The following is a 17,856-nucleotide window of genomic DNA, read 5'->3' as shown; positions in this document are numbered from 1 at the left end:
GGAAGAGCGCCCCCGCCTCCCCGCTGTTATCCAGCCGGGGACGCAGGGGCGCTCTGTCGCGCCATCTACACGCTGGCCTGCAGCAATCCTGCCTCTTCGGCCACCGCGTCCTCGCCCTTGTGGGGTTCGAAGCGGACGAACATGGCCTTGAAGCCGGGGGTGTTGGAGATGCGGGCCACGTTCTCCTTGTGGACCAGGGCGTTGGCCTCGGGGAAGTACGCCGCGGCGCAGCCCTTGGCAGTCGGGTAGGCCACCAACCGGAACTTGTCCGCGCGGCGGTCCACGCCCTGGAAGGTGCTGACTACGTCCACGAGTTCCCGGTCCTGGAAGCCCTGCTCGACGAGGTCGTCGGGGTGGATGAGGATCACGCGGCGGCCGCCGGAGATGCCGCGGTAGCGGTCATCCAGGCCGTAGAACGTGGTGTTGTACTGGTCGTGGCTGCGGATGGTCTGCAGCACCAGGTGCCCCGGCGGCGGGGTGAGGTATTCCAGCGGGCTGACCGTGAACCGGCCGCGGCCGATGTCGGTGGCGAAGGAGCGGGTGTCGCGGGGCGGGTTGGGCAGCACGAAGCCGTTCTGGGTCCGGACCCGGGCGTTGAAATCCTCGAAGCCGGGCAGCACGCGGGCAATGTGGTCGCGGATCACGTCGTAGTCCTCGGCCATGGCCTTCCAGTTGACGGGGTGGTCCGGGCCGAAGGTCGCCTCGGCCATCCGCGCCACGATGACGGGCTCGGCCAGCAGGTGCTCGGAGACAGGGGTCAGGCGGCCCTGGGTGGAGTGGACCACGGACATGGAGTCCTCCACCGACAGGAACTGTGCGCCGTTGGGGTGCTTGTCGTCCTTGTCGGTCCGGCCCAGGGTGGGCAGGACCAGCGAGGTGCGGCCGTGCACGATGTGGGAGCGGTTGGGTTTGGTGCTGATGTGCACGGTCAGGCCGATCCGCTGCATCCCGGCTTCCAGGGCCTCGGTGTCCGAGCAGGCGAGCGAGAAGTTGCCGCCCATCGAGACGAACACGTCCACCTCGTCGCGCTCGAACGCCTCCATGGATTCCACGGCGTCGTAGCCGTGGTGCCGGGGGGAGGTGATTCCAAACTCGCTGTCCAGGGCCTGCAGGAGCCATTCCTTGGGTTTCTCCCAGATGCCCATGGTCCTGTCGCCCTGGACGTTGGAGTGCCCGCGGACCGGGCAGGCGCCGGCGCCGGGCTTGCCGAAGTTGCCCTGCAGCAGCAGCACGTTGACCATCTCCTTGATGGTGTCCACCGAGTGTGGCTGCTGCGTCACGCCCAGCGCCCAGCAGAAGATGGACGCCTTGGACGCCACCAGCATCGACGCCACTTTCTCGATCTGCCCACGGGACAGGCCGGTGGCCCGCTCGGTCTCGTCCCAGTCCAGAGTCCGGCGGGCTTCACGGTAGGCGTCGAATCCGTCCGTCTGCGCGGCGATGAAGGAATGGTCGACGACGGTGCCCGGGTTGGCTTCTTCAGCCGCCAGGAGCAGGTGGCCGAGCGCCTGGAACAGCGCCAGGTCCCCGCCCACCTTGATCTGCAGGTATTCGTCCGCGAGCGGGGTGCCGCCGCCCACCACGCCGGAGACGGTCTGGGGGTCCTTGAAGTTGAACAGGCCCGCCTCTGGCAGCGGGTTCACGGCCACTACCTTGCCGCCTTTGTCCTTGCATTCCTTCAGCGCGGACAGCATGCGGGGGTGGTTGGTGCCCGGGTTCTGGCCGACGACGAAGATCAGTTCGGCGTCGTGGATGTCGTCCAGGGACACCGTGCCCTTGCCGATGCCGATGGTCGGGTTCAGCGCCGAGCCGGAAGACTCGTGGCACATGTTGGAGCAGTCGGGCAGGTTGTTCGTCCCGATGGACCGGGCGAACAACTGGTAGAGGAAGGCAGTCTCGTTCGCGGTGCGTCCGGAGGTGTAGAAGACGCAGCGGTCCGGGGTGCTGGCCCGGATGTGCTCCCCGATCAGCTCGAACGCCTCATTCCAGGAGATGGGCGAGTAGTGCGTCTCGCCCTCCCGGATCACCACCGGTTCGGAAAGCCGGCCCTGGTTGCCCAGCCAGTACTCGGTCTTGGTGGAAAGCTCGGCAATGGAGTGCCTGGCCCAGAACTCCGCACCTACGGTGCGCAGGGTGTTCTCCTCGGCCACCGCTTTGGCGCCGTTCTCGCAGAACTCGGCCGTCTTGCGCTTCTTGTCCGATTCCGGCCACGCGCAGCCCGGGCAGTCGAAGCCGCCACGCTGGTTCAACCGCAGCAGTGACTGCGCCGTGCGGGCCACCCCTGCCTGGGCGACTGCACGCTCCAGGGCAACCATGACGGCCTTGACGCCGGCGGCCTCGGTCTTGGGCTTGTGGACCTCAAGGTTGTCCTCATTGATGTCCGCGACGGGGGCGGGCTGCTTACCGAACTTCATCGTTCCAACTTCCTTACCGGCCTGTGTTGTTCGAAGGTGAGTGGTGTTCGAAGGCGAGTGGTGTTCGAGGGCCAGTGAAAAGCGCGCCGGGCCTCCCGGCGCGCCTTTCTCCGGCACGTCACCTTACTGAATGTCGCTTGCTACTGGGCTACCTTCGCCAGCGTTTCCTGCTCCGCGGCGATGGTGGTGTTCCCGCCGTGGCCGGTGCGGACCACGGTGTCGGCCGGGAGGGTCAGGAGCCGTTCGCGGATGGAGGCCAGGATGGTGGGGTAGTCGCTGTAGGACCGTCCGGTGGCGCCGGGGCCGCCGTTGAACAGCGTGTCCCCGGTGAAGACCGTCCCCTCGCTTTCCAGGTAGAAGCAGGTGGACCCGGGCGAGTGGCCGGGCGTGTGGATTGCCTTCAGGGTTGCCCCGCCCACCTGGAACACGTCACCGTCGGAGTGGTAGTGGTCCGGTGTGGCGTCCGGGTAGACCTGCTCCCACAACACCAGGTCCTCCTTGTTCAGGTGGATCGGTGCGCCCAGGGCATCGGCGACCTCGCGTGCGGCACCGATGTGGTCGTTGTGCGCGTGCGTGAGCAGGATGGCCTTCACCTTCCGGTTGCGGACCTGGTTGATGATCGCGGCGGCGTCGTGCGGCGCGTCGATGATGATGCATTCCTCGTCATTGCCCACGATCCAGACGTTGTTGTCCACGTCCCAGGTGCCGCCGTCGAGCGAAAATGTGCCGGAGGTGACCAGGTTTTCGATGGTGACGCTCATGCGGACGCCCCTGCCGGCTGGACCTCGACGACGGAGCGCAGCACCTTGCCCTCGTGCATCTTGCCGAACGCTTCCTCCACCTGGTCGATGGTGATCCGCTCGGACACGAACGCGTCGAGGTTCAGGTTGCCCTGCTTGTAGTGCGAGACGAGCATCGGGAAGTCGCGGGAGGGCAGGCAGTCGCCGTACCAGGAGGACTTCAGCGATCCGCCGCGGCCAAAGACATCCAGCAGCGGCAGTTCAAGCGTCATCTCCGGCGTCGGCACACCCACAAGGACCACGCGGCCGGCAAGGTCGCGGGCGTAGAAGGCCTGCTTGTAGGTTTCAGGGCGGCCGACGGCGTCAATCACCACGTCCGCTCCGTGGCCTCCGGTGAGGGCACGGATGGCCTCCACGGCGTCCTCCCGGCGCGAGTTCACGCCATGGGTGGCACCGAGCGACTTGGCCATGTCGATCTTGTTGTCGTCGATGTCCACGGCGATGATCGTCGTCGCACCGGCCAGCCTGGCCCCGGCGACCGCAGCGATGCCCACGCCGCCGCAGCCAATGACGGCCACGGATTCCCCGCGCTTGACCTCGCCGGTGTTGATCGCGGCGCCGATGCCGGCCATGATGCCGCAACCCAGCAGGCCCACCGCGGCTGCGTCAACGTCCGGGTCCACCTTGGTGCACTGCCCGGCGGCGACCAGCGTCTTCTCGGCGAAGGCGCCGATGCCCAGGGCCGGCGAAAGCACGGTTCCGTCCTCCAGGGTCATCTTCTGCGTGGCGTTGTGCGTGTTGAAGCAGTACTGCGGCTGGCCCTTGGCGCACGCGCGGCACTGCCCGCAGACGGCACGCCAGTTAAGGATGACCCGGTCACCCCGGGCCACCGAGGTCACATCCGGGCCAACGGCACTGACCACACCGGTGGCTTCATGGCCCAGGAGGTACGGGAAGTCGTTTCCGATACCGCCCTGCTTGTAGTGCAGGTCGGTGTGGCAGACGCCGCAGGTCAGGATGTCCACCAGGGCTTCCCCCGGCCCCGGATCCGGCACCAGGATGGTCTCCAACGACACAGGGGCGTCCTTCTCCCGGACAATGACAGCTTGAACCTTGTGGACCATTGTTCTTGTGTTCCTTTCCTGGACCTTGGCAGTCCGGTAAGTCGGCGACGTGTGCCAATCTAGCTGACGCAGCTGTTCAAGGACGGGGTCTTGGGCCTACCAACCCCTGAACAATTGCGTAATGCACAACAGAATGCACATAGCGCTACCTAGCAATATGACAGCGGCCACACCTCGTGTCAATAGATATATCAGTTGCAGGGCAGCGGGGCGATAGGCGTCCGGCATTGGCCGCCTGGGCGTTTTTGGTCGCCCGGGGCGCTCAATGGCGGCGTACGCCCCGTTATGTCCCCAAAATCTCCGGCAGTACGCTTGATGGCATGGCTTTTGAAGAATCCGCTGCCGAGCGGCGCGAAGTAACCGTCCGCCGGGCACCCAAGTACGTTCCCTTCCTGGTCCTGGGTGCGCTGGTGGGTGTTGCTGCAGCCGCAGTGGTTGCCTACGCGGTACCGGGCGATGCAACGTTCGACCCCGGCGCTGTCTTCGGATTCTTCCTGGTGATGTTTGCCGCGTGCGGCGCAATCCTGGGCGCCGCACTGGCGCTGGTCCTGGACCGCCGCAGCCTGAAGCGGCAGGACCGGGCCGTCGTGGAGGCCGTTCCCGACTCGGAGCCGGACACCGATCCCCAGGCGTAGCAAGTCACAAACGGGCGGCCGGAAAAGTCATACCCCATATCGTGAGATAATCGACCAGTGGCACGCGGCGATGGAAAACTTTCCCATGATCTTCTCCCCGGCGAAAAAGGCCCGCAGGACGCTTGCGGCGTCTTCGGCGTCTGGGCCCCAGGCGAAGAGGTAGCAAAACTTACCTATTACGGGCTGTATGCACTGCAGCACCGCGGTCAGGAGTCGGCGGGCATAGCAACCAGCGACGGCAAGCGGATCAACGTCTACAAGGACATGGGCCTCGTGTCCCAGGTCTTCGACGAGACCACGCTGAACACCCTGACCGGGCACCTGGCCGTGGGCCACTGCCGCTACTCCACCACCGGCGCCAGCCACTGGGCCAATGCGCAGCCCACCCTTGGCGCCACCGCCACCGGCACGGTGGCCCTGGCACACAACGGCAACCTGACCAACACCGCCGAGCTCAATGCCATGATCACCGAGCGCAACGGCGGCCACCTCACCGGCGAAATGAAGCAGGGCAACACCTCTGACACTGCCTTGGTCACCGCCCTGCTGGAGGGCGAGCCCGGCAAGACCCTGGAAGAAACCGCCACCGAACTCCTGCCCAAGATCAAGGGCGGCTTCTGCTTCGTGTTCATGGACGAGGGCACGCTCTACGCTGCACGTGACACCTTCGGCATCCGCCCGCTGGTCCTGGGCCGGCTGGAGCGCGGCTGGGTGGTTGCCTCCGAGCAGTCCGCCCTGGCCACCGTGGGCGCCAGCTTCATCCGGGAGATCGAGCCGGGCGAGTTCATTGCCATCGACGAGGAAGGCGTGCGGTCCAAGCGGTTCGCGGAGCCGACGCCGGCAGGTTGCGTTTTCGAGTACGTCTACCTCGCGCGCCCGGACGCGGCCATCGCCGGCCGCTCCGTGTACGAGTCCCGCGTGGAGATGGGCCGCCAGCTGGCCCGCGAAAACACGCAGCAGGCGGACATCGTCATCCCCGTGCCGGAATCCGGCACCCCCGCGGCTGTTGGCTACGCCGAAGAATCCGGCATCCCGTTCGCGCACGGCTTCGTCAAGAACTCCTACGTGGGCCGTACCTTCATCCAGCCCTCCCAGACCCTGCGCCAGCTGGGCATCCGACTCAAGCTCAACGCCCTTGAATCCGTGATCCGCGGCAAGCGTGTTGTGGTGGTGGATGATTCGATCGTCCGCGGCAACACCCAGCGCGCCATTGTGCGGATGCTCCGGGAGGCCGGCGCCGCCGCAGTGCACGTGAAGATTTCCTCCCCTCCTGTGCAGTGGCCGTGCTTCTATGGCATCGACTTCGCCTCCCGGGCCGAACTGATTGCCAACGGCGCCACCATTGAGGAGATCTCCCAAGCCATCGGCGCAGACTCGCTGGCCTACATCTCCGAGGACGGCATGATCGGTGCCACCCGCCAGCCGCGCGAACGCCTCTGCACCGCCTGCTTCACCGGCAAGTACCCCATCAAGCTCCCGGATGCGGACAAGCTGGGAAAGAACCTCCTGGAACGCACCGACCTGGGCGGCCTGAAGCCCTCCCCGTCCGCGCTTCCCGGCCAAACCGCCGCCCTGGCCGTTGACGCCACCGAGGACCCCGCTGAGAAGGCCGGGGCTACCGGCTGTGATCCGGGCCCGGACTCAGAATTCGAGAACCTGCTGACCGAAGCCGACCTTGTGCCCGACGTACCCGCCGCCACCAGCGCCGATAAGAAAGAGTCCGTATGACTTCCGTTAGCCCCGCCGCAAACAACTCCGGCATCACCTACGCCTCCGCAGGCGTGGACGTTGAAGCCGGGGACCGCGCCGTCGAGCTCATGAAGGATGCCGTCAAGGCAACCCACAACTCCTCGGTGATCGGCGGGGTGGGCGGCTTCGCCGGCCTTTACGACGTTTCCCGGCTGCTGACCTACAAGAGGCCGCTGCTGGCCACGTCCACCGACGGCGTGGGCACCAAGGTTGCCATCGCCCAGGCCATGGACATCCACGACACCATCGGGTTCGACCTTGTGGGCATGGTGGTGGATGACATCGTGGTGGTAGGCGCCGAGCCGCTCTACATGACCGACTACATCGCCTGCGGCAAGGTGGTCCCGGAACGCATCGCGGGCATTGTCCGCGGCATCGCGGCCGCCTGCTCCGTGGCCGGCACCGCCCTGGTGGGCGGCGAGACTGCCGAGCACCCGGGCCTGCTGGGCGAGCACGAATACGACGTTGCCGGCGCAGCCACCGGCGTGGTCGAGGCCGATGCCCTGCTGGGACCGGACCGCGTCCGTGCGGGCGACGTCGTGATCGGCATGGCCTCTTCCGGCCTCCACTCCAACGGCTACTCGCTGGTCCGCCGGGTCATCAACCACGCCGGCTGGGCCCTGGACCGCCAGGTGTCCGAACTGGGCCGCACCCTGGGTGAGGAACTCCTGGAACCCACCCGCGTCTACGCGGCCGATTGCCTGGACCTGGCCCGCACCTTCCCGGTCAGCGCCGAAGCGGCTGTTCACGGCTTCAGCCACGTCACCGGCGGCGGCCTGGCCGCCAACCTGGCCCGCGTCCTCCCCCAGGGCCTCGTGGCCACCGTGGACCGCGCCACCTGGGAACTGCCGGCCATCTTCAAGCTGGTCTCGGAGCTGGGCAACGTGCCCCTGGCGGACCTCGAGCGCACCCTGAACCTTGGCGTGGGCATGGTGGCCATCGTGTCGCCCCAAGCTGCCGACGCCGCCGTTGCCCGCCTGAACGACCGGGGCCTGCCGTCCTGGATCATGGGCACGGTCACCGAGGATTCGGACTCCATCCTGAAGTCCGGCCCGGATTACGTCCAGGGCGCCAAGGGCGTGGACGGCGGCGCTGTCCGCCTGGTCAACGCCTACGCCTAGCCAACTGCTGGAGGCTCCCCACTGCACGCGGTGGGGAGCCTCCACTTTTAAGCGACCTGGATGAGGTTCAGCACACCGCCCTGCGGGTCCTCGATGGTGGCCAGTGATCCCACCGTGGGACGGTCATCCGGCTCCACCAGGACTTCGCCGCCTGCTGCCAGGGCGGCCGCTGCCGCCGCGGCAATATCTGCCGCGCCAAAGTAGATCTGCCAGTCCGCTTCCTCGCCTTCGTCGGCAGGAACGATGCCGGCCACCTCGCTGCCGTCGATGAGCAGCGTGCTGTAGCTGCCGCCGTCGTCCTGGGGGTACTCGGTGACTTCATGGCCGAAAAGCTGCTGGAAGAAGCCGATGGCGGCCTGCGGCTCGGGTGTAAAGAGCTCAGCCCAGGCCAAGGCGCCCGGCTCGTTGAAGAGCCGGCTGCCGAAGTGGGTACCCGCCTGCCAGATCCCGGTGGTTCCGCCGCCGGGAGGGGCCAAAAAGCCCAGCACCCCGGTGTCGCCCACCGTCTCAGGCCCGAACTGGGCGGTTCCGCCGGCATGGCCCGCTTCCTGGAGCAGGTCCGCGGCATCTGCGGCCGCAAAGTAGACGTTCCACTCGGCAGCGGTGCCGGCCTCAAGCTGCAAGGGATTTTGCGGCGCAATGGTGGCCACCAACTGCCCGCGGACAAAGGCCTGCGCGTAGCTGCGGCCGTCCGGAGTGGGGAAGTCCTGGTAGGTCCAGCCGAACAGGCGGCCGTAGAAATCTTTGGCGGCATCAACATCGGGGGTCTGGAGATCCGCCCAGCAGGGCTCGCCGCTGGCGTACGTGGTCCGAACAGTCATGCGGTCAGGTTACCAACCAAACACGGAAAGCCCGCTGCCCTGCCGGTAATTCGGTGGGGCAGCGGGCTCCATGACGTAAGCGGCGCCACAGCAGCCGGGCCAGGGGCCACAGCAGGCTTGCGACAACTAGCCGATGCGACGGTTGTCTACCTCGTCGTCATCGTCATCCAAATCATCCGCGTACTTATCCACATAAGCCGAATAGTCCGGTTCGACCGGTTCATTCGAGTAATGGCTCGTTGAACGACTTCCAGGGCCCGTCAGCTCACGCTGAAGTGCCGAGTAGTCAGTGTTCGGGGAGTAGTACTTAATGTCCCGAGCCTGCTTGGTAGCTTTTGCCTTTTGACGGCCGCGCCCCATGGCGTGACCCCCTTTTGTACTTGGACCGGAGGTGGTCACCTTGGCGATCGGTGAGGCCCCGGAATGTTTGGTCAATTTGTCGTACACCTAGATTACATGCTTTCGGCGGGCCCCGCTTGCCGCCCGGCGCCCCGGACGGCCGGGTGGGGTACCATGATGCACCTCCTCCCGCGGGATTCCGGCATTTTTCTTCGGTAGAGTCGCTTAAGAACTGCCGATTTTATCTGGCCGTTGGCGAGCCGTGGCACCAAAACCCAGGAGGATGCGCACCCGTGAACCACCAGGACATCCCGCCGAAACCCGCTTCGCCTCCGCGGACCGGAAGCCTGCCGAAGATCCACAGTGGGACCGGTTCAGCCCCCGCCCCGGAATCCGTTACCTGGTCCCAGCCGCGCCATGATCCTGCGCCGGAAAAACACACCAACAGGAAGCCTGCCCTGTGGAAGGCGTTTCTGGTCGTCGTCATCCTCGCCGTTGCCGGCTCACTGGTGTGGCTTGCCGTCTGGTTGAACTCCTCGCCTGGCACCGATGCGGCAAAGAATGACGCACAGGGCGTGCTGCAAACCGCGGTCACGCCGCCGGCCACTCCCCAACCCCTTCCCCGCGAAGGGGTCGCACCCCCGGCGTACGCACTGGGTGACTGCTTCAAGGATTTCGATCCCCAGGCCCTGACGTCCACGCTGGTGCCCTGCGATACGGGCCATTCGGCCCAGCTGGTGGCCACCTTGACATATCCGGAAAGCGCCAAGTACCCGGGGGCGGAGCCGCTCAAGGCCAAGGCACTGGAAGTCTGCCAGGCGGCGAAACTCGGCCCGGCGGCGAAAAACTTCCAGCTCAACTACCAGCGCAGCTTCCCCAGCAGCACCAGTTGGGAATCCGGCGACCGCAGGGTTGATTGCTACGTCACGGCAGACACCGGCAATGTGATTAACGCGAGCGTGCTGCCCTGACGGTCAGCCCGCCAGGGCAGCACGGCCCGCTTCAGAGGCCCTGCGGCTAGTCCTTCCGCCGCACCGACAGTCCGGAACTGGGGGCGCCCGTCAACGCGTCCACGTTGCGCTCCGTCAGTTCCCCAAAGTCCGGCGCGGTATCAACCAGGACGGTGTCGCCGTCGCTGATTTCACCGGCGAGGATGGACTTGGCCAGCCGGTCGCCGATCTCGCGCTGCACCAGGCGGCGCAGCGGCCGGGCGCCGTAGGCGGGGTCGTAGCCGGACAGGGCCAGCCAGGCCTTGGCGCTGTCGGTCACATCGAGGGTGAGCCGGCGCTCGTGCAGCCTGCGGCCCAGTTCCGCCACGTGCAGTTCCACAATGTGCGCCAGCTCCTCCACCGTGAGGGCATCGAACAGCACCACTTCATCGAGCCGGTTGAGGAACTCCGGCTTGAAGGACGCGTTCACCGTGGCCATGACCGCATTGCGCTTGGCCTCGGCGTCCAGCGTCTGGTCCACCAGGAACTGGCTGCCCAGGTTGGAGGTGAGCACCAGGATCACGTTGCGGAAGTCCACGGTGCGGCCCTGCCCGTCGGTGAGGCGGCCGTCGTCGAGCACCTGCAGGAGGATGTCGAACACCTCGGGGTGCGCCTTCTCCACTTCGTCCAGCAGCACCACCGAGTAGGGACGACGGCGCACGGCCTCGGTCAGCTGCCCGCCTTCCTCGTAGCCCACGTATCCCGGAGGCGCCCCGACCAGCCGGGCGACGCTGTGCTTCTCGCCGTACTCGGACATGTCGATCCGCACCATGGCGCGTTCGTCGTCGAACAGGAAGTCCGCCAGGGCCTTGGCCAGCTCGGTCTTGCCTACGCCGGTGGGGCCCAGGAACAGGAAGGAACCCGTGGGCCGGTTGGGGTCACTGATGCCCGCCCTGGCGCGCCGGACGGCGTCTGAGACTGCGGCTACAGCCTTGCCCTGGCCGATGAGGCGCTTGCCGAGCTCCTCCTCCATGTGCAGCAGCTTCTGGCTTTCACCTTGCAGCATGCGGCCGGCCGGGATGCCGGTCCACGCGGAAATGACCTCCGCGATGTCTTCTGCCGTCACTTCCTCCGCCACCATCTGCGCGGACTTGTCCGTCACGGCGGCCTCCGCTTCGGCAGCGGCGTTCAGCTCGCGTTCCAGCGCCGGAATTTCCCCGTAGAGGATCCGCGAGGCGGTCTCCAGGTCACCCTCGCGCTGGGCCTTGTCCGCGGCGGACCGCAGCTCATCGAGCTTGGCCTTCAGGTCACCCACCCGGTTCAGGCCGGCCTTTTCAGCCTCCCAGCGGGCGTTGAGCGCGGAGAGCTCCTCCTCCTTGTCCGCCTTGTCGGCCCGGAGCGCAGCCAGCCGCTCCACGGAGGCAGCGTCGGTCTCGCCCTCCAGCGCGAGCTCCTCCATGGTGAGCCGGTCCACCTGGCGCCGCAGCTGGTCGATCTCCTCCGGGGCGGAGTCGATCTCCATGCGCAGCCGGGACGCGGCCTCGTCCACCAGGTCGATGGCCTTGTCCGGCAGCTGGCGGCCCGAAATGTAGCGGTTGGACAGCGTGGCTGCCGCCACCAGCGCGGAGTCGGCGATGGAGACCTTGTGGTGCGCCTCGTAGCGCTCCTTCAGGCCACGGAGGATGCCGATGGTGTCCTCCACGCTGGGCTCGCCAACGTACACCTGCTGGAAGCGGCGTTCCAGGGCCGCGTCCTTCTCGATGTTCTCCCGGTACTCGTCCAGCGTGGTGGCGCCGATCAGCCGCAGCTCGCCACGGGCCAGCATGGGCTTGAGCATGTTGCCGGCGTCCATGGAGGAATCGCCGGTGGCGCCGGCGCCCACCACGGTGTGGATCTCGTCGATGAAGGTGACAATCTGGCCGTCTGAGCCCTTGATCTCCTCCAGGACCGCCTTCAGCCGCTCCTCGAATTCGCCGCGGTACTTGGCGCCGGCCACCATGGAGCCGAGGTCAAGGGAGATGAGGGTCTTGCCCCGCAGGCTCTCCGGGACGTCGCCGGCCACCATCCGCTGGGCCAGGCCTTCCACCACGGCGGTCTTGCCCACGCCGGGTTCGCCGATGAGCACCGGGTTGTTCTTGGTGCGGCGGGACAGGACCTGGACAACGCGCCGGATTTCGGCGTCCCGGCCGATCACGGGGTCCAGCTTGCCGGCGCGGGCCATGGCGGTGAGGTCGGTGCCGTACTTCTCGAGCGCCTGGAAGGTGTTCTCGGGGTCCGGGCTGTCCACCTTGCGGTCGCCGCGGACGCCCGGCAGGGCGGCGAGAAGTGCCTCGCGGGAGGCGCCGGCGTCGCGCAGCAGGCGGGCGGCGGCATCGTTGCCGGTGGAGAGGCCCACCAGGAGCACCTCGGTGGAGACAAAGCTGTCGCCCAGACGGTCCGCTTCCTCCTTGGCGTGCTGGATGGCCTGCAGTGCGGGCCGGGACAGCTGCGCCTGCTGGCTGGAGCCGCCCGACGTGGCGGGCAGTGCCTTGATGGCACTGCTGGCCTGGACGCTGACGGCATCGGGATCGGCGCCAGTTGCGCGAAGCAGCGCGACGGCGACGCCCTCACGCTGGTCCATCAGCGCCTTGAGGAGGTGGGCCGGTTCCACCTGGGGGTTGCCGGCCGTCGAGGCGTTCATTGCCGCGGCGGAAAGAGCCTCCTGGCTCTTGGTGGTGAATTTGACGTCCAAAGAGAGCTCCTTTCGGGGGCTTGTTGACTAAGTTGAGTCTACTACGCTCAACTTTGGACGGCGACGTCCACTAGCCATGTTTGCCCACGGCGAAACGGCTGTCCAGAGCCGGAGGTCCCGCCGGGCCTGCTTGGACAATCGGCTGCCGGGACATACTCCGCCTAGGTCCCGTACACGGACACGGCCGCGGCCTTGACCACGAAGTGCACCGTCATGCCGGGGACAAGGCCCAGGTCGGCGGAGGCGGCAGGGGTGATGTCCGCGGCCAGGCCGCCGGCCCGGACGCGGATCTGGTCGCCGTGCGGCTCGAGGTCCGTGATGGTGACGGCAAACGAGTTCCGCGGGCTGCCGTGCGCATCGTCGAGGAACACGGAAACGGCCGACGGCGGGAACACGGCGACGCCGGGACCGCCCGCCCTGGGCAGCGGGCCAGGCTCCCCGGACGCCGCGGCGGGGACGGCTTCCTCGTCGTGGCCGGCAATCCGCAGGCCGTGGCTGGTCCGCACCCCCGCCCCGTCGAGGATGCCCGGAATGAAGTTCAGCCCGGCGAGCCCGGCGGCAAAGGAGCTGCGCGGCCGCTCCAGCACCGCCCGGGTGGGGCCTTCCTCCGCGATCCGGCCGTTTTCCAGGATGACCACCCGGTCCGCGAGCACCAGCGCGTCCAGTACGTCGTGGGTCACGATGATGGCCTGCCGGCCTGCGAGGACGCGCTTGAACAGGCGGCGCAGCAGCGGCGCGGAGTGGATATCCAGGGCTGCCAGCGGCTCGTCGAGCAGGAGGAGGGCGGGGTCGGCGGCGAGCGCACGGGCCACGGCCACGCGCTGGGCCTGGCCGCCGGACAGCTGGGCGGGACGCCGCCCGGCCAGTTCTCCGGCCTCCACCTCGGCCAGCCAGTGCAGCGCCTGCTCCTCCGCATTCCGCTTGGAAACTCCGGCGCTGCGGGGCCCGAACGAGACATTGTCCAGGGCATTCAGGTGGGGGAAGAGCAGCGGTTCCTGGGCCAGCAGGGCGGTGCCGCGGCGGTGCGGAGCCGCCCACGTACGTTTTCCGCCGTCGAGGTCAAAGAGGGTCCTGCCGTTGAGTTCGGCCCGGCCGCTGTCCGGCCGCAGGAGGCCCGCGATGCCGGCCAGCAGGGTTGATTTGCCGGCACCGTTGGGCCCCATGACGGCCACGGTTTCGCCCGGTCGGACGCTCAGGGCCACGTCGAAGCTGCGCCCGGCCACCACTGCGTGGAAGGACAATGTCACCGGACACCCCCTCCTGCCGGGGCCGGCGCCGTCGTCCTTTTGCCTGACCCGGAACGGCCCGGTGCCGGGCGCCGGTATGCAAGGGCAACCACCGCCACGGCGACGGCCACGAGTACCAGGGACAGGGCGACGGCGGCGTCCGGGTCCGTTTCGCGCTGCAGGTAGATTTCCAGCGGCAGGGTCCGCGTCACCCCCTGCAGGCTGCCCGCGAACGTCAGCGTGGCGCCGAACTCGCCCAGGCTCCGCGCGAAGGCGAGGACCGCGCCGGACGCCAGCCCCGGGAGCACCAGCGGAAGCGTGACGCGACGGAACACCGTGCCGGGGCGTGCGCCCAGCGTCGCCGCCACCGCCTCGTAGCGGGAGCCCGAGGTGCGCAGGGCACCCTCAAGGCTAACCACCAGGAACGGCAGGGCCACGAACGTCTGCGCCAGGACCACCGCGGTGGTGGAGAAGGCGATCTGCAGGCCGAGCACGTTCAGCGTCTGCCCCAGCAGCCCCTGCCGGCCGAACGTGTAGAGCAGCGCGATGCCGCCCACCACAGGAGGAAGGACCAGCGGCAGGAGCACCAGCGAGCGCAGCAGCCCCTGCAGGCGGAAGGTGTCCCGGGCAAGGACCAGAGCCAGCGGTACGCCCAGCACAATGCACAGCAGGGTGCTGGCGGCCGAGGTCCGCAGGCTCAGCCCAAGCGCGGTCAGCGACGGCCCGGAGGTCACCAGCGGGAGGAACCGCGGCCAGTCCACGCGGAGCACCATCGCCAGCAGCGGAAGCACGACGACGACGGCGGCCAGGACGGCCAGCGCGCGGACCCAGCCGGGGATGCCGGAGTAGGCCGGGCTTGGGGTGCGTGGCCGCACCATGGGCAGAAAGGGCTGCCGCCTTGCTGCCTGCTCCCGGGTCACTTGACGCTTCCGTCACCGGCGCCGGCCGGCCCAAACCCCGCTGCAGCGAGGACGCGCCGGCCTTCCGGACCGGTGACGAGGTCCAGGAAAGCCCGGGCGGCGGCCTTGTTCCGGCCGCCGGCGACGCCGGCGATCGGGTAGGTGTTGACCGCACTCCCTGATTCCGGGAACTGGATCCCGGCCACCTTGGACCCGGCGGACTTGATGTCCGTGCCGTAGACCAGCCCGGCGTCGGCCTCCCCGGAGGCCACCTTGCCCAGGACGTCCGTGACCGCGTTCTCCTCGCTGACCGGATTCAGCGCCACTCCGGCCGCCTCCGCGGCCGTGGCCGCGGCAGTCCCGCAGGGAACCTGCCTTGCGCAGGTGACCAGTTTGAGGCCCGGCCGGGCAAGGTCCTTCAGTGCGGTGATTCCTGCCGGGTTGCCCGGCGCTACTGCGATGGCGAGGGTGTTGGTGGCGAAGTTCCTGGCGGCGCCGTCCACCAGCCCGGCGTCCTGCACCTTCTTCATGTTGGCCAGGTCCGCCGGCGCGAAGACATCCGCCGGCGCCCCCTGGCTGATCTGGCTGGCCAGGTCCGAGGACCCTGCAAAGCTCAGGGCAACCGTGGTGCCGGGGTTTTCCGCCTCGAAGGTGCGGGCGAGTTCGGTGAAGGTGCCTTTGAGGGAGGCGGCCGCGAAAACGGTGATGGTGCCTTCCGGCTTGGCGCCTGAGCCGGCTGCGCTGTTGCCCGCGCTGTTCTCCTCGCCAGGGCCTGTGCCCTGGGCCGCTCCGCCCGCAGCGCAGCCGGTGAGGACGGCCAGCAGCAGCACGGCGGCCGGCAGGACAGCAAGCGAAAGGAGCCGCGCCAGGGAGGCGGACACCGCGGTACGCGTGGAGGTCCGGGTCATGCGGTGGCCCTGCCCTTCGGGGATTCGATGATGACCGTTGTTGCCTTGACCACCGCCGTGGCCACCGAGCCCGGTTCCAGGCCCAGTTCCCGCACGGCCTCGCTGCTCATCAGCGAGACCACCCGGAACGGCCCGCACTGCAGTTCCACCTGTGCCATCACCTTGTCCGTGATGACGTTGGTGACCAGGCCCACGAACCGGTTCCGGGCGGAGCTGCTCCCGCTCTTGGGGTCATCGGGCAGCTGGGCCAGCTTTTGCGCATGCGTCGCCAGCTCGAGTCCATCGACGGCGAGCCGGCCGGAACCGTCCCGGAGCGGGGTAAGTGTTCCGTGCTCCGTCCAGCGGCGGACGGTATCGTCACTTACGCCCAGGAGACGGGCAGCTTCAGAAACGCGGATAAGGGTCATTTCTTGATTCTAGTCCGCAGATGCGGATTAGGCCTCCGCTTCTGGGAGCATATGCAAAATGACTGCGTGCCCCGTGGCTGCGCGTCCCCTGCCCGAAGGGCGGCACTAGACTCCTTCCATGGCCATCTACATTGACCCGCCTCTGTGGCCTGCACACGGAACACATTTCTCGCACCTGGTCTCGGACTCTTCGCTGGATGAGCTGCATGCGTTCGCAGCTGCCGCGGGGATCCCGGAGCGGGCGTTCGACGGCGACCATTACGATGTGCCGGAACGCCGCATTGAGGAGCTGGTGGCGGCAGGCGCGGTCCGGGTGGAGGGCAGGGTGCTGGTCCGCAAACTGATCGCCAGCGGGCTCCGGATCCCGGCACGCCGGCGGAACAAGTCGCTGAAGGTCCCACTGCTGTCCCGCTGGGAAGCCATCATGCCGGGCCGTGACGCACTCTTCCTGGACCTGCTGGACCGATGGAGCGAACCACACCGCCATTACCACGGCTGCACCCACCTGCTCTCCGTCCTGGAGGCACTGGACCTGCTCACCGAACCGGGCCAGGCGCCGCGGACCGTGCTGCTGGCGGCCTGGTTCCACGATGCCGTGTACCGCGGCGCGGCGGGCAGGGACGAGGAGGAGTCCGCCCGGCTGGCGGAAAGCCGGCTGGCCGGGACCGGACTGCCGCCGGACGAGGTGGCGGAAGTGGCGCGGCTGGTCCGCCTCACGTCGGACCACCGGCCCGAACCAGGGGACCACGACGGCGCCCTCCTCTGCGACGCGGACCTCTCGGTCCTCGGCGGCGATCCTGAGGAATACGCCCGCTACCTTGCCGCTGTCCGCAAAGACTACGCGCACATCGGTGACGCCGACTTCGCAGCCGGCAGGGCCGCCGTCGTGCGCCACCTGCTGGAACTGGACCCGCTCTTTCACCACCCACGGGCCCGGGAACTGTGGCAGGACGCCGCGCACCTGAACCTGAAAGGTGAACTGGCATGAACGTTCCGGGCTCCGGTTCACGGCACACGCACTCCGCCAATGCCGCGCACCGCCAGCTTCCGTTCACGGTCAGGCTGGACTGGGGCCTTGATGGAGCCGGGACCGTGGCGTCCGGCGCCGACATTGCGGTGGTGGTGGATGTCTTTTCCTTCAGCACCTGCGTCAGTGTGGCGCTGGACCGCGGCGCGGAGGTGTTTCCCTACCCGTGGCGGGACACCAGCGCCGAAGACTTCGCCGCCCACCACCAGGCGCAGCTGGCCGGCCCGCGCGGCGGTGGCGGGCTGAGCCTCTCCCCCGCAAGCCTCCGCGCGGCAGAAGCCCTGGGAAAAGTGGTCCTGCCCTCCCCCAACGGGTCGGAACTTTGCCACGCGCTGGCCGGGGACGTACCGCTGGTGGCCGCAGTGTGCCTCCGGAACGCCGCAGCCACGGCCGACTGGGTGGCGGCGAACCTTCCGGAGGACGCGGTACTGGCGGTGGTTGCTGCCGGGGAGCGCTGGCCGGACGGCACGCTGCGGCCTGCGGTGGAGGACCAGATCGGGGCGGGCGCGTTCATCGCCGGGCTGGCGGCCGCCGGCAGGGGCGGCTACGAAGCCGGGGACGGCAGGCACGGCTACGCGCCGGAGGCCGTAGCTGCCATGGCCGTTTTCGAAGCCGCCGAACCTCGGCTGCGTGAGATGCTCCAGTTGTGTTCCAGCGGCCGCGAGTTGACCGGGGCCGGCTACCCAGAGGACGTGGACATCGCCGCGGAACTGGACCAAAGCGATTCGGTGGCCCTCCTGCGCAACGGGGCGTTCCGGCCGCTCTAAGGGGCTGCGGCTTCCACGG

At 68.1% G+C, this 17,856-nt stretch carries 16 protein-coding genes; 6 read left to right on the top strand and 10 right to left on the bottom strand.

What is annotated here, in order from left to right:
- Nucleotides 1–65: 65 nt before the first annotated feature.
- The 3 genes from AC6JAM_RS10910 to AC6JAM_RS10900 form a co-directional block, all read right to left on the bottom strand.
- Nucleotides 66–2,414 (bottom strand): FdhF/YdeP family oxidoreductase, encoded by a 2,349-nt coding sequence (locus AC6JAM_RS10910; RefSeq protein ID WP_497934652.1) that lies wholly within the window; start codon nt 2,412–2,414, stop codon nt 66–68.
- A gap of 140 nt (nt 2,415–2,554) precedes the next feature.
- Nucleotides 2,555–3,175 (bottom strand): MBL fold metallo-hydrolase, encoded by a 621-nt coding sequence (locus AC6JAM_RS10905; RefSeq protein WP_497934651.1) that lies wholly within the window; start codon nt 3,173–3,175, stop codon nt 2,555–2,557.
- Nucleotides 3,172–4,278, bottom strand: coding sequence for an S-(hydroxymethyl)mycothiol dehydrogenase (locus tag AC6JAM_RS10900; protein WP_497934650.1), 1,107 nt, complete (start codon nt 4,276–4,278; stop codon nt 3,172–3,174). Before AC6JAM_RS10900 ends, AC6JAM_RS10905 begins: the two co-directional genes overlap by 4 nt.
- 320 nt (nt 4,279–4,598) lie before the next feature.
- Here AC6JAM_RS10900 and AC6JAM_RS10895 point away from each other — a divergent pair, with 320 nt between their 5' ends.
- The 3 genes from AC6JAM_RS10895 to purM are packed head-to-tail and all read left to right on the top strand — an operon-like array spanning nt 4,599 to nt 7,783.
- Nucleotides 4,599–4,913, top strand: coding sequence for a hypothetical protein (locus AC6JAM_RS10895; RefSeq protein ID WP_018772123.1), 315 nt, complete (start codon nt 4,599–4,601; stop codon nt 4,911–4,913).
- A gap of 57 nt (nt 4,914–4,970) precedes the next feature.
- Nucleotides 4,971–6,641 carry an amidophosphoribosyltransferase gene (purF, locus tag AC6JAM_RS10890; RefSeq protein ID WP_018772124.1) on the top strand — a complete coding sequence of 557 codons (1,671 nt, stop codon included), beginning with the start codon at nt 4,971–4,973 and terminating at the stop codon, nt 6,639–6,641.
- A complete protein-coding gene (purM, locus tag AC6JAM_RS10885) occupies nt 6,638–7,783 on the top strand; it encodes a phosphoribosylformylglycinamidine cyclo-ligase (protein ID WP_018772125.1) in 1,146 nt (381 codons plus the stop codon). The genes purF and purM overlap by 4 nt, the downstream gene beginning before the upstream one ends.
- Before the next feature lie 47 nt (nt 7,784–7,830).
- On the opposite strand, the gene AC6JAM_RS10880 is transcribed toward purM, so the two are convergent.
- The gene (locus AC6JAM_RS10880) at nt 7,831–8,604 is read right to left on the bottom strand and encodes a VOC family protein (RefSeq protein WP_223992823.1); all 774 of its coding nucleotides are present in this window, start codon (nt 8,602–8,604) and stop codon (nt 7,831–7,833) included.
- Between the two features lie 126 nt (nt 8,605–8,730).
- Nucleotides 8,731–8,964 (bottom strand): DUF3073 domain-containing protein, encoded by a 234-nt coding sequence (locus tag AC6JAM_RS10875; RefSeq protein ID WP_018772127.1) that lies wholly within the window; start codon nt 8,962–8,964, stop codon nt 8,731–8,733.
- 272 nt (nt 8,965–9,236) lie between these two features.
- Between AC6JAM_RS10875 and AC6JAM_RS10870 the strand changes: the two genes are divergently transcribed.
- On the top strand, nt 9,237–9,914 hold the full coding sequence (locus AC6JAM_RS10870; protein WP_018772128.1) for a septum formation family protein: 678 nt from the start codon (nt 9,237–9,239) through the stop codon (nt 9,912–9,914).
- A 46-nt stretch (nt 9,915–9,960) separates the two neighbouring features.
- Here AC6JAM_RS10870 and clpB read toward each other — a convergent pair whose 3' ends face one another.
- The 5 genes from clpB to AC6JAM_RS10845 all read right to left on the bottom strand — a co-directional run bounded on the left by clpB (nt 9,961) and on the right by AC6JAM_RS10845 (nt 16,043).
- Nucleotides 9,961–12,603 (bottom strand): ATP-dependent chaperone ClpB, encoded by a 2,643-nt coding sequence (gene clpB / locus AC6JAM_RS10865; RefSeq protein WP_497934649.1) that lies wholly within the window; start codon nt 12,601–12,603, stop codon nt 9,961–9,963.
- Nucleotides 12,604–12,764: 161 nt separating this feature from the next.
- A complete protein-coding gene (locus AC6JAM_RS10860) occupies nt 12,765–13,850 on the bottom strand; it encodes a sulfate/molybdate ABC transporter ATP-binding protein (RefSeq protein ID WP_018772130.1) in 1,086 nt (361 codons plus the stop codon).
- Nucleotides 13,847–14,707: an ABC transporter permease gene (locus AC6JAM_RS10855; RefSeq protein ID WP_043425686.1), complete on the bottom strand. Its 861-nt coding sequence runs from the start codon at nt 14,705–14,707 to the stop codon at nt 13,847–13,849. Before AC6JAM_RS10855 ends, AC6JAM_RS10860 begins: the two co-directional genes overlap by 4 nt.
- Nucleotides 14,708–14,745: 38 nt before the next feature.
- On the bottom strand, nt 14,746–15,636 hold the full coding sequence (gene modA / locus AC6JAM_RS10850) for a molybdate ABC transporter substrate-binding protein (protein ID WP_495634911.1): 891 nt from the start codon (nt 15,634–15,636) through the stop codon (nt 14,746–14,748).
- Nucleotides 15,633–16,043, bottom strand: coding sequence for a TOBE domain-containing protein (locus AC6JAM_RS10845; RefSeq protein WP_268002071.1), 411 nt, complete (start codon nt 16,041–16,043; stop codon nt 15,633–15,635). The genes modA and AC6JAM_RS10845 overlap by 4 nt, the downstream gene beginning before the upstream one ends.
- 118 nt (nt 16,044–16,161) lie before the next feature.
- Here AC6JAM_RS10845 and AC6JAM_RS10840 point away from each other — a divergent pair, with 118 nt between their 5' ends.
- Nucleotides 16,162–17,031 (top strand): DUF4031 domain-containing protein, encoded by an 870-nt coding sequence (locus AC6JAM_RS10840; RefSeq protein WP_497934648.1) that lies wholly within the window; start codon nt 16,162–16,164, stop codon nt 17,029–17,031.
- A complete protein-coding gene (locus tag AC6JAM_RS10835; RefSeq protein ID WP_134165068.1) occupies nt 17,028–17,837 on the top strand; it encodes a 2-phosphosulfolactate phosphatase in 810 nt (269 codons plus the stop codon). Before AC6JAM_RS10840 ends, AC6JAM_RS10835 begins: the two co-directional genes overlap by 4 nt.
- The last annotated feature ends 19 nt before the right edge of the window (nt 17,838–17,856 follow it).

It is taken from the genome of Arthrobacter sp. GmRoot5-12 (genome assembly GCF_059739365.1).
Note: the sequence above shows the minus strand (reverse complement) of the source record. Positions and strands in the feature narration are given on the sequence as shown.

Bases quoted from the DNA above. Each gene is read 5' to 3' on its own strand.
- AC6JAM_RS10910 (WP_497934652.1), bottom strand. From the start codon at position 2,414: ATGAAGTTCGGTAAGCAGCCCGCCCCCGTCGCGGACATCAATGAGGAC.
- AC6JAM_RS10905 (WP_497934651.1), bottom strand. From the start codon at position 3,175: ATGAGCGTCACCATCGAAAACCTGGTCACCTCCGGCACATTTTCGCTC.
- AC6JAM_RS10900 (WP_497934650.1), bottom strand. From the start codon at position 4,278: ATGGTCCACAAGGTTCAAGCTGTCATTGTCCGGGAGAAGGACGCCCCT.
- AC6JAM_RS10895 (WP_018772123.1), top strand. From the start codon at position 4,599: ATGGCTTTTGAAGAATCCGCTGCCGAGCGGCGCGAAGTAACCGTCCGC.
- purM (WP_018772125.1), top strand. From the start codon at position 6,638: ATGACTTCCGTTAGCCCCGCCGCAAACAACTCCGGCATCACCTACGCC.
- AC6JAM_RS10880 (WP_223992823.1), bottom strand. From the start codon at position 8,604: ATGACTGTTCGGACCACGTACGCCAGCGGCGAGCCCTGCTGGGCGGAT.
- AC6JAM_RS10875 (WP_018772127.1), bottom strand. From the start codon at position 8,964: ATGGGGCGCGGCCGTCAAAAGGCAAAAGCTACCAAGCAGGCTCGGGAC.
- AC6JAM_RS10855 (WP_043425686.1), bottom strand. From the start codon at position 14,707: ATGGTGCGGCCACGCACCCCAAGCCCGGCCTACTCCGGCATCCCCGGC.
- modA (WP_495634911.1), bottom strand. From the start codon at position 15,636: ATGACCCGGACCTCCACGCGTACCGCGGTGTCCGCCTCCCTGGCGCGG.
- AC6JAM_RS10845 (WP_268002071.1), bottom strand. From the start codon at position 16,043: ATGACCCTTATCCGCGTTTCTGAAGCTGCCCGTCTCCTGGGCGTAAGT.
- AC6JAM_RS10840 (WP_497934648.1), top strand. From the start codon at position 16,162: ATGGCCATCTACATTGACCCGCCTCTGTGGCCTGCACACGGAACACAT.
- AC6JAM_RS10835 (WP_134165068.1), top strand. From the start codon at position 17,028: ATGAACGTTCCGGGCTCCGGTTCACGGCACACGCACTCCGCCAATGCC.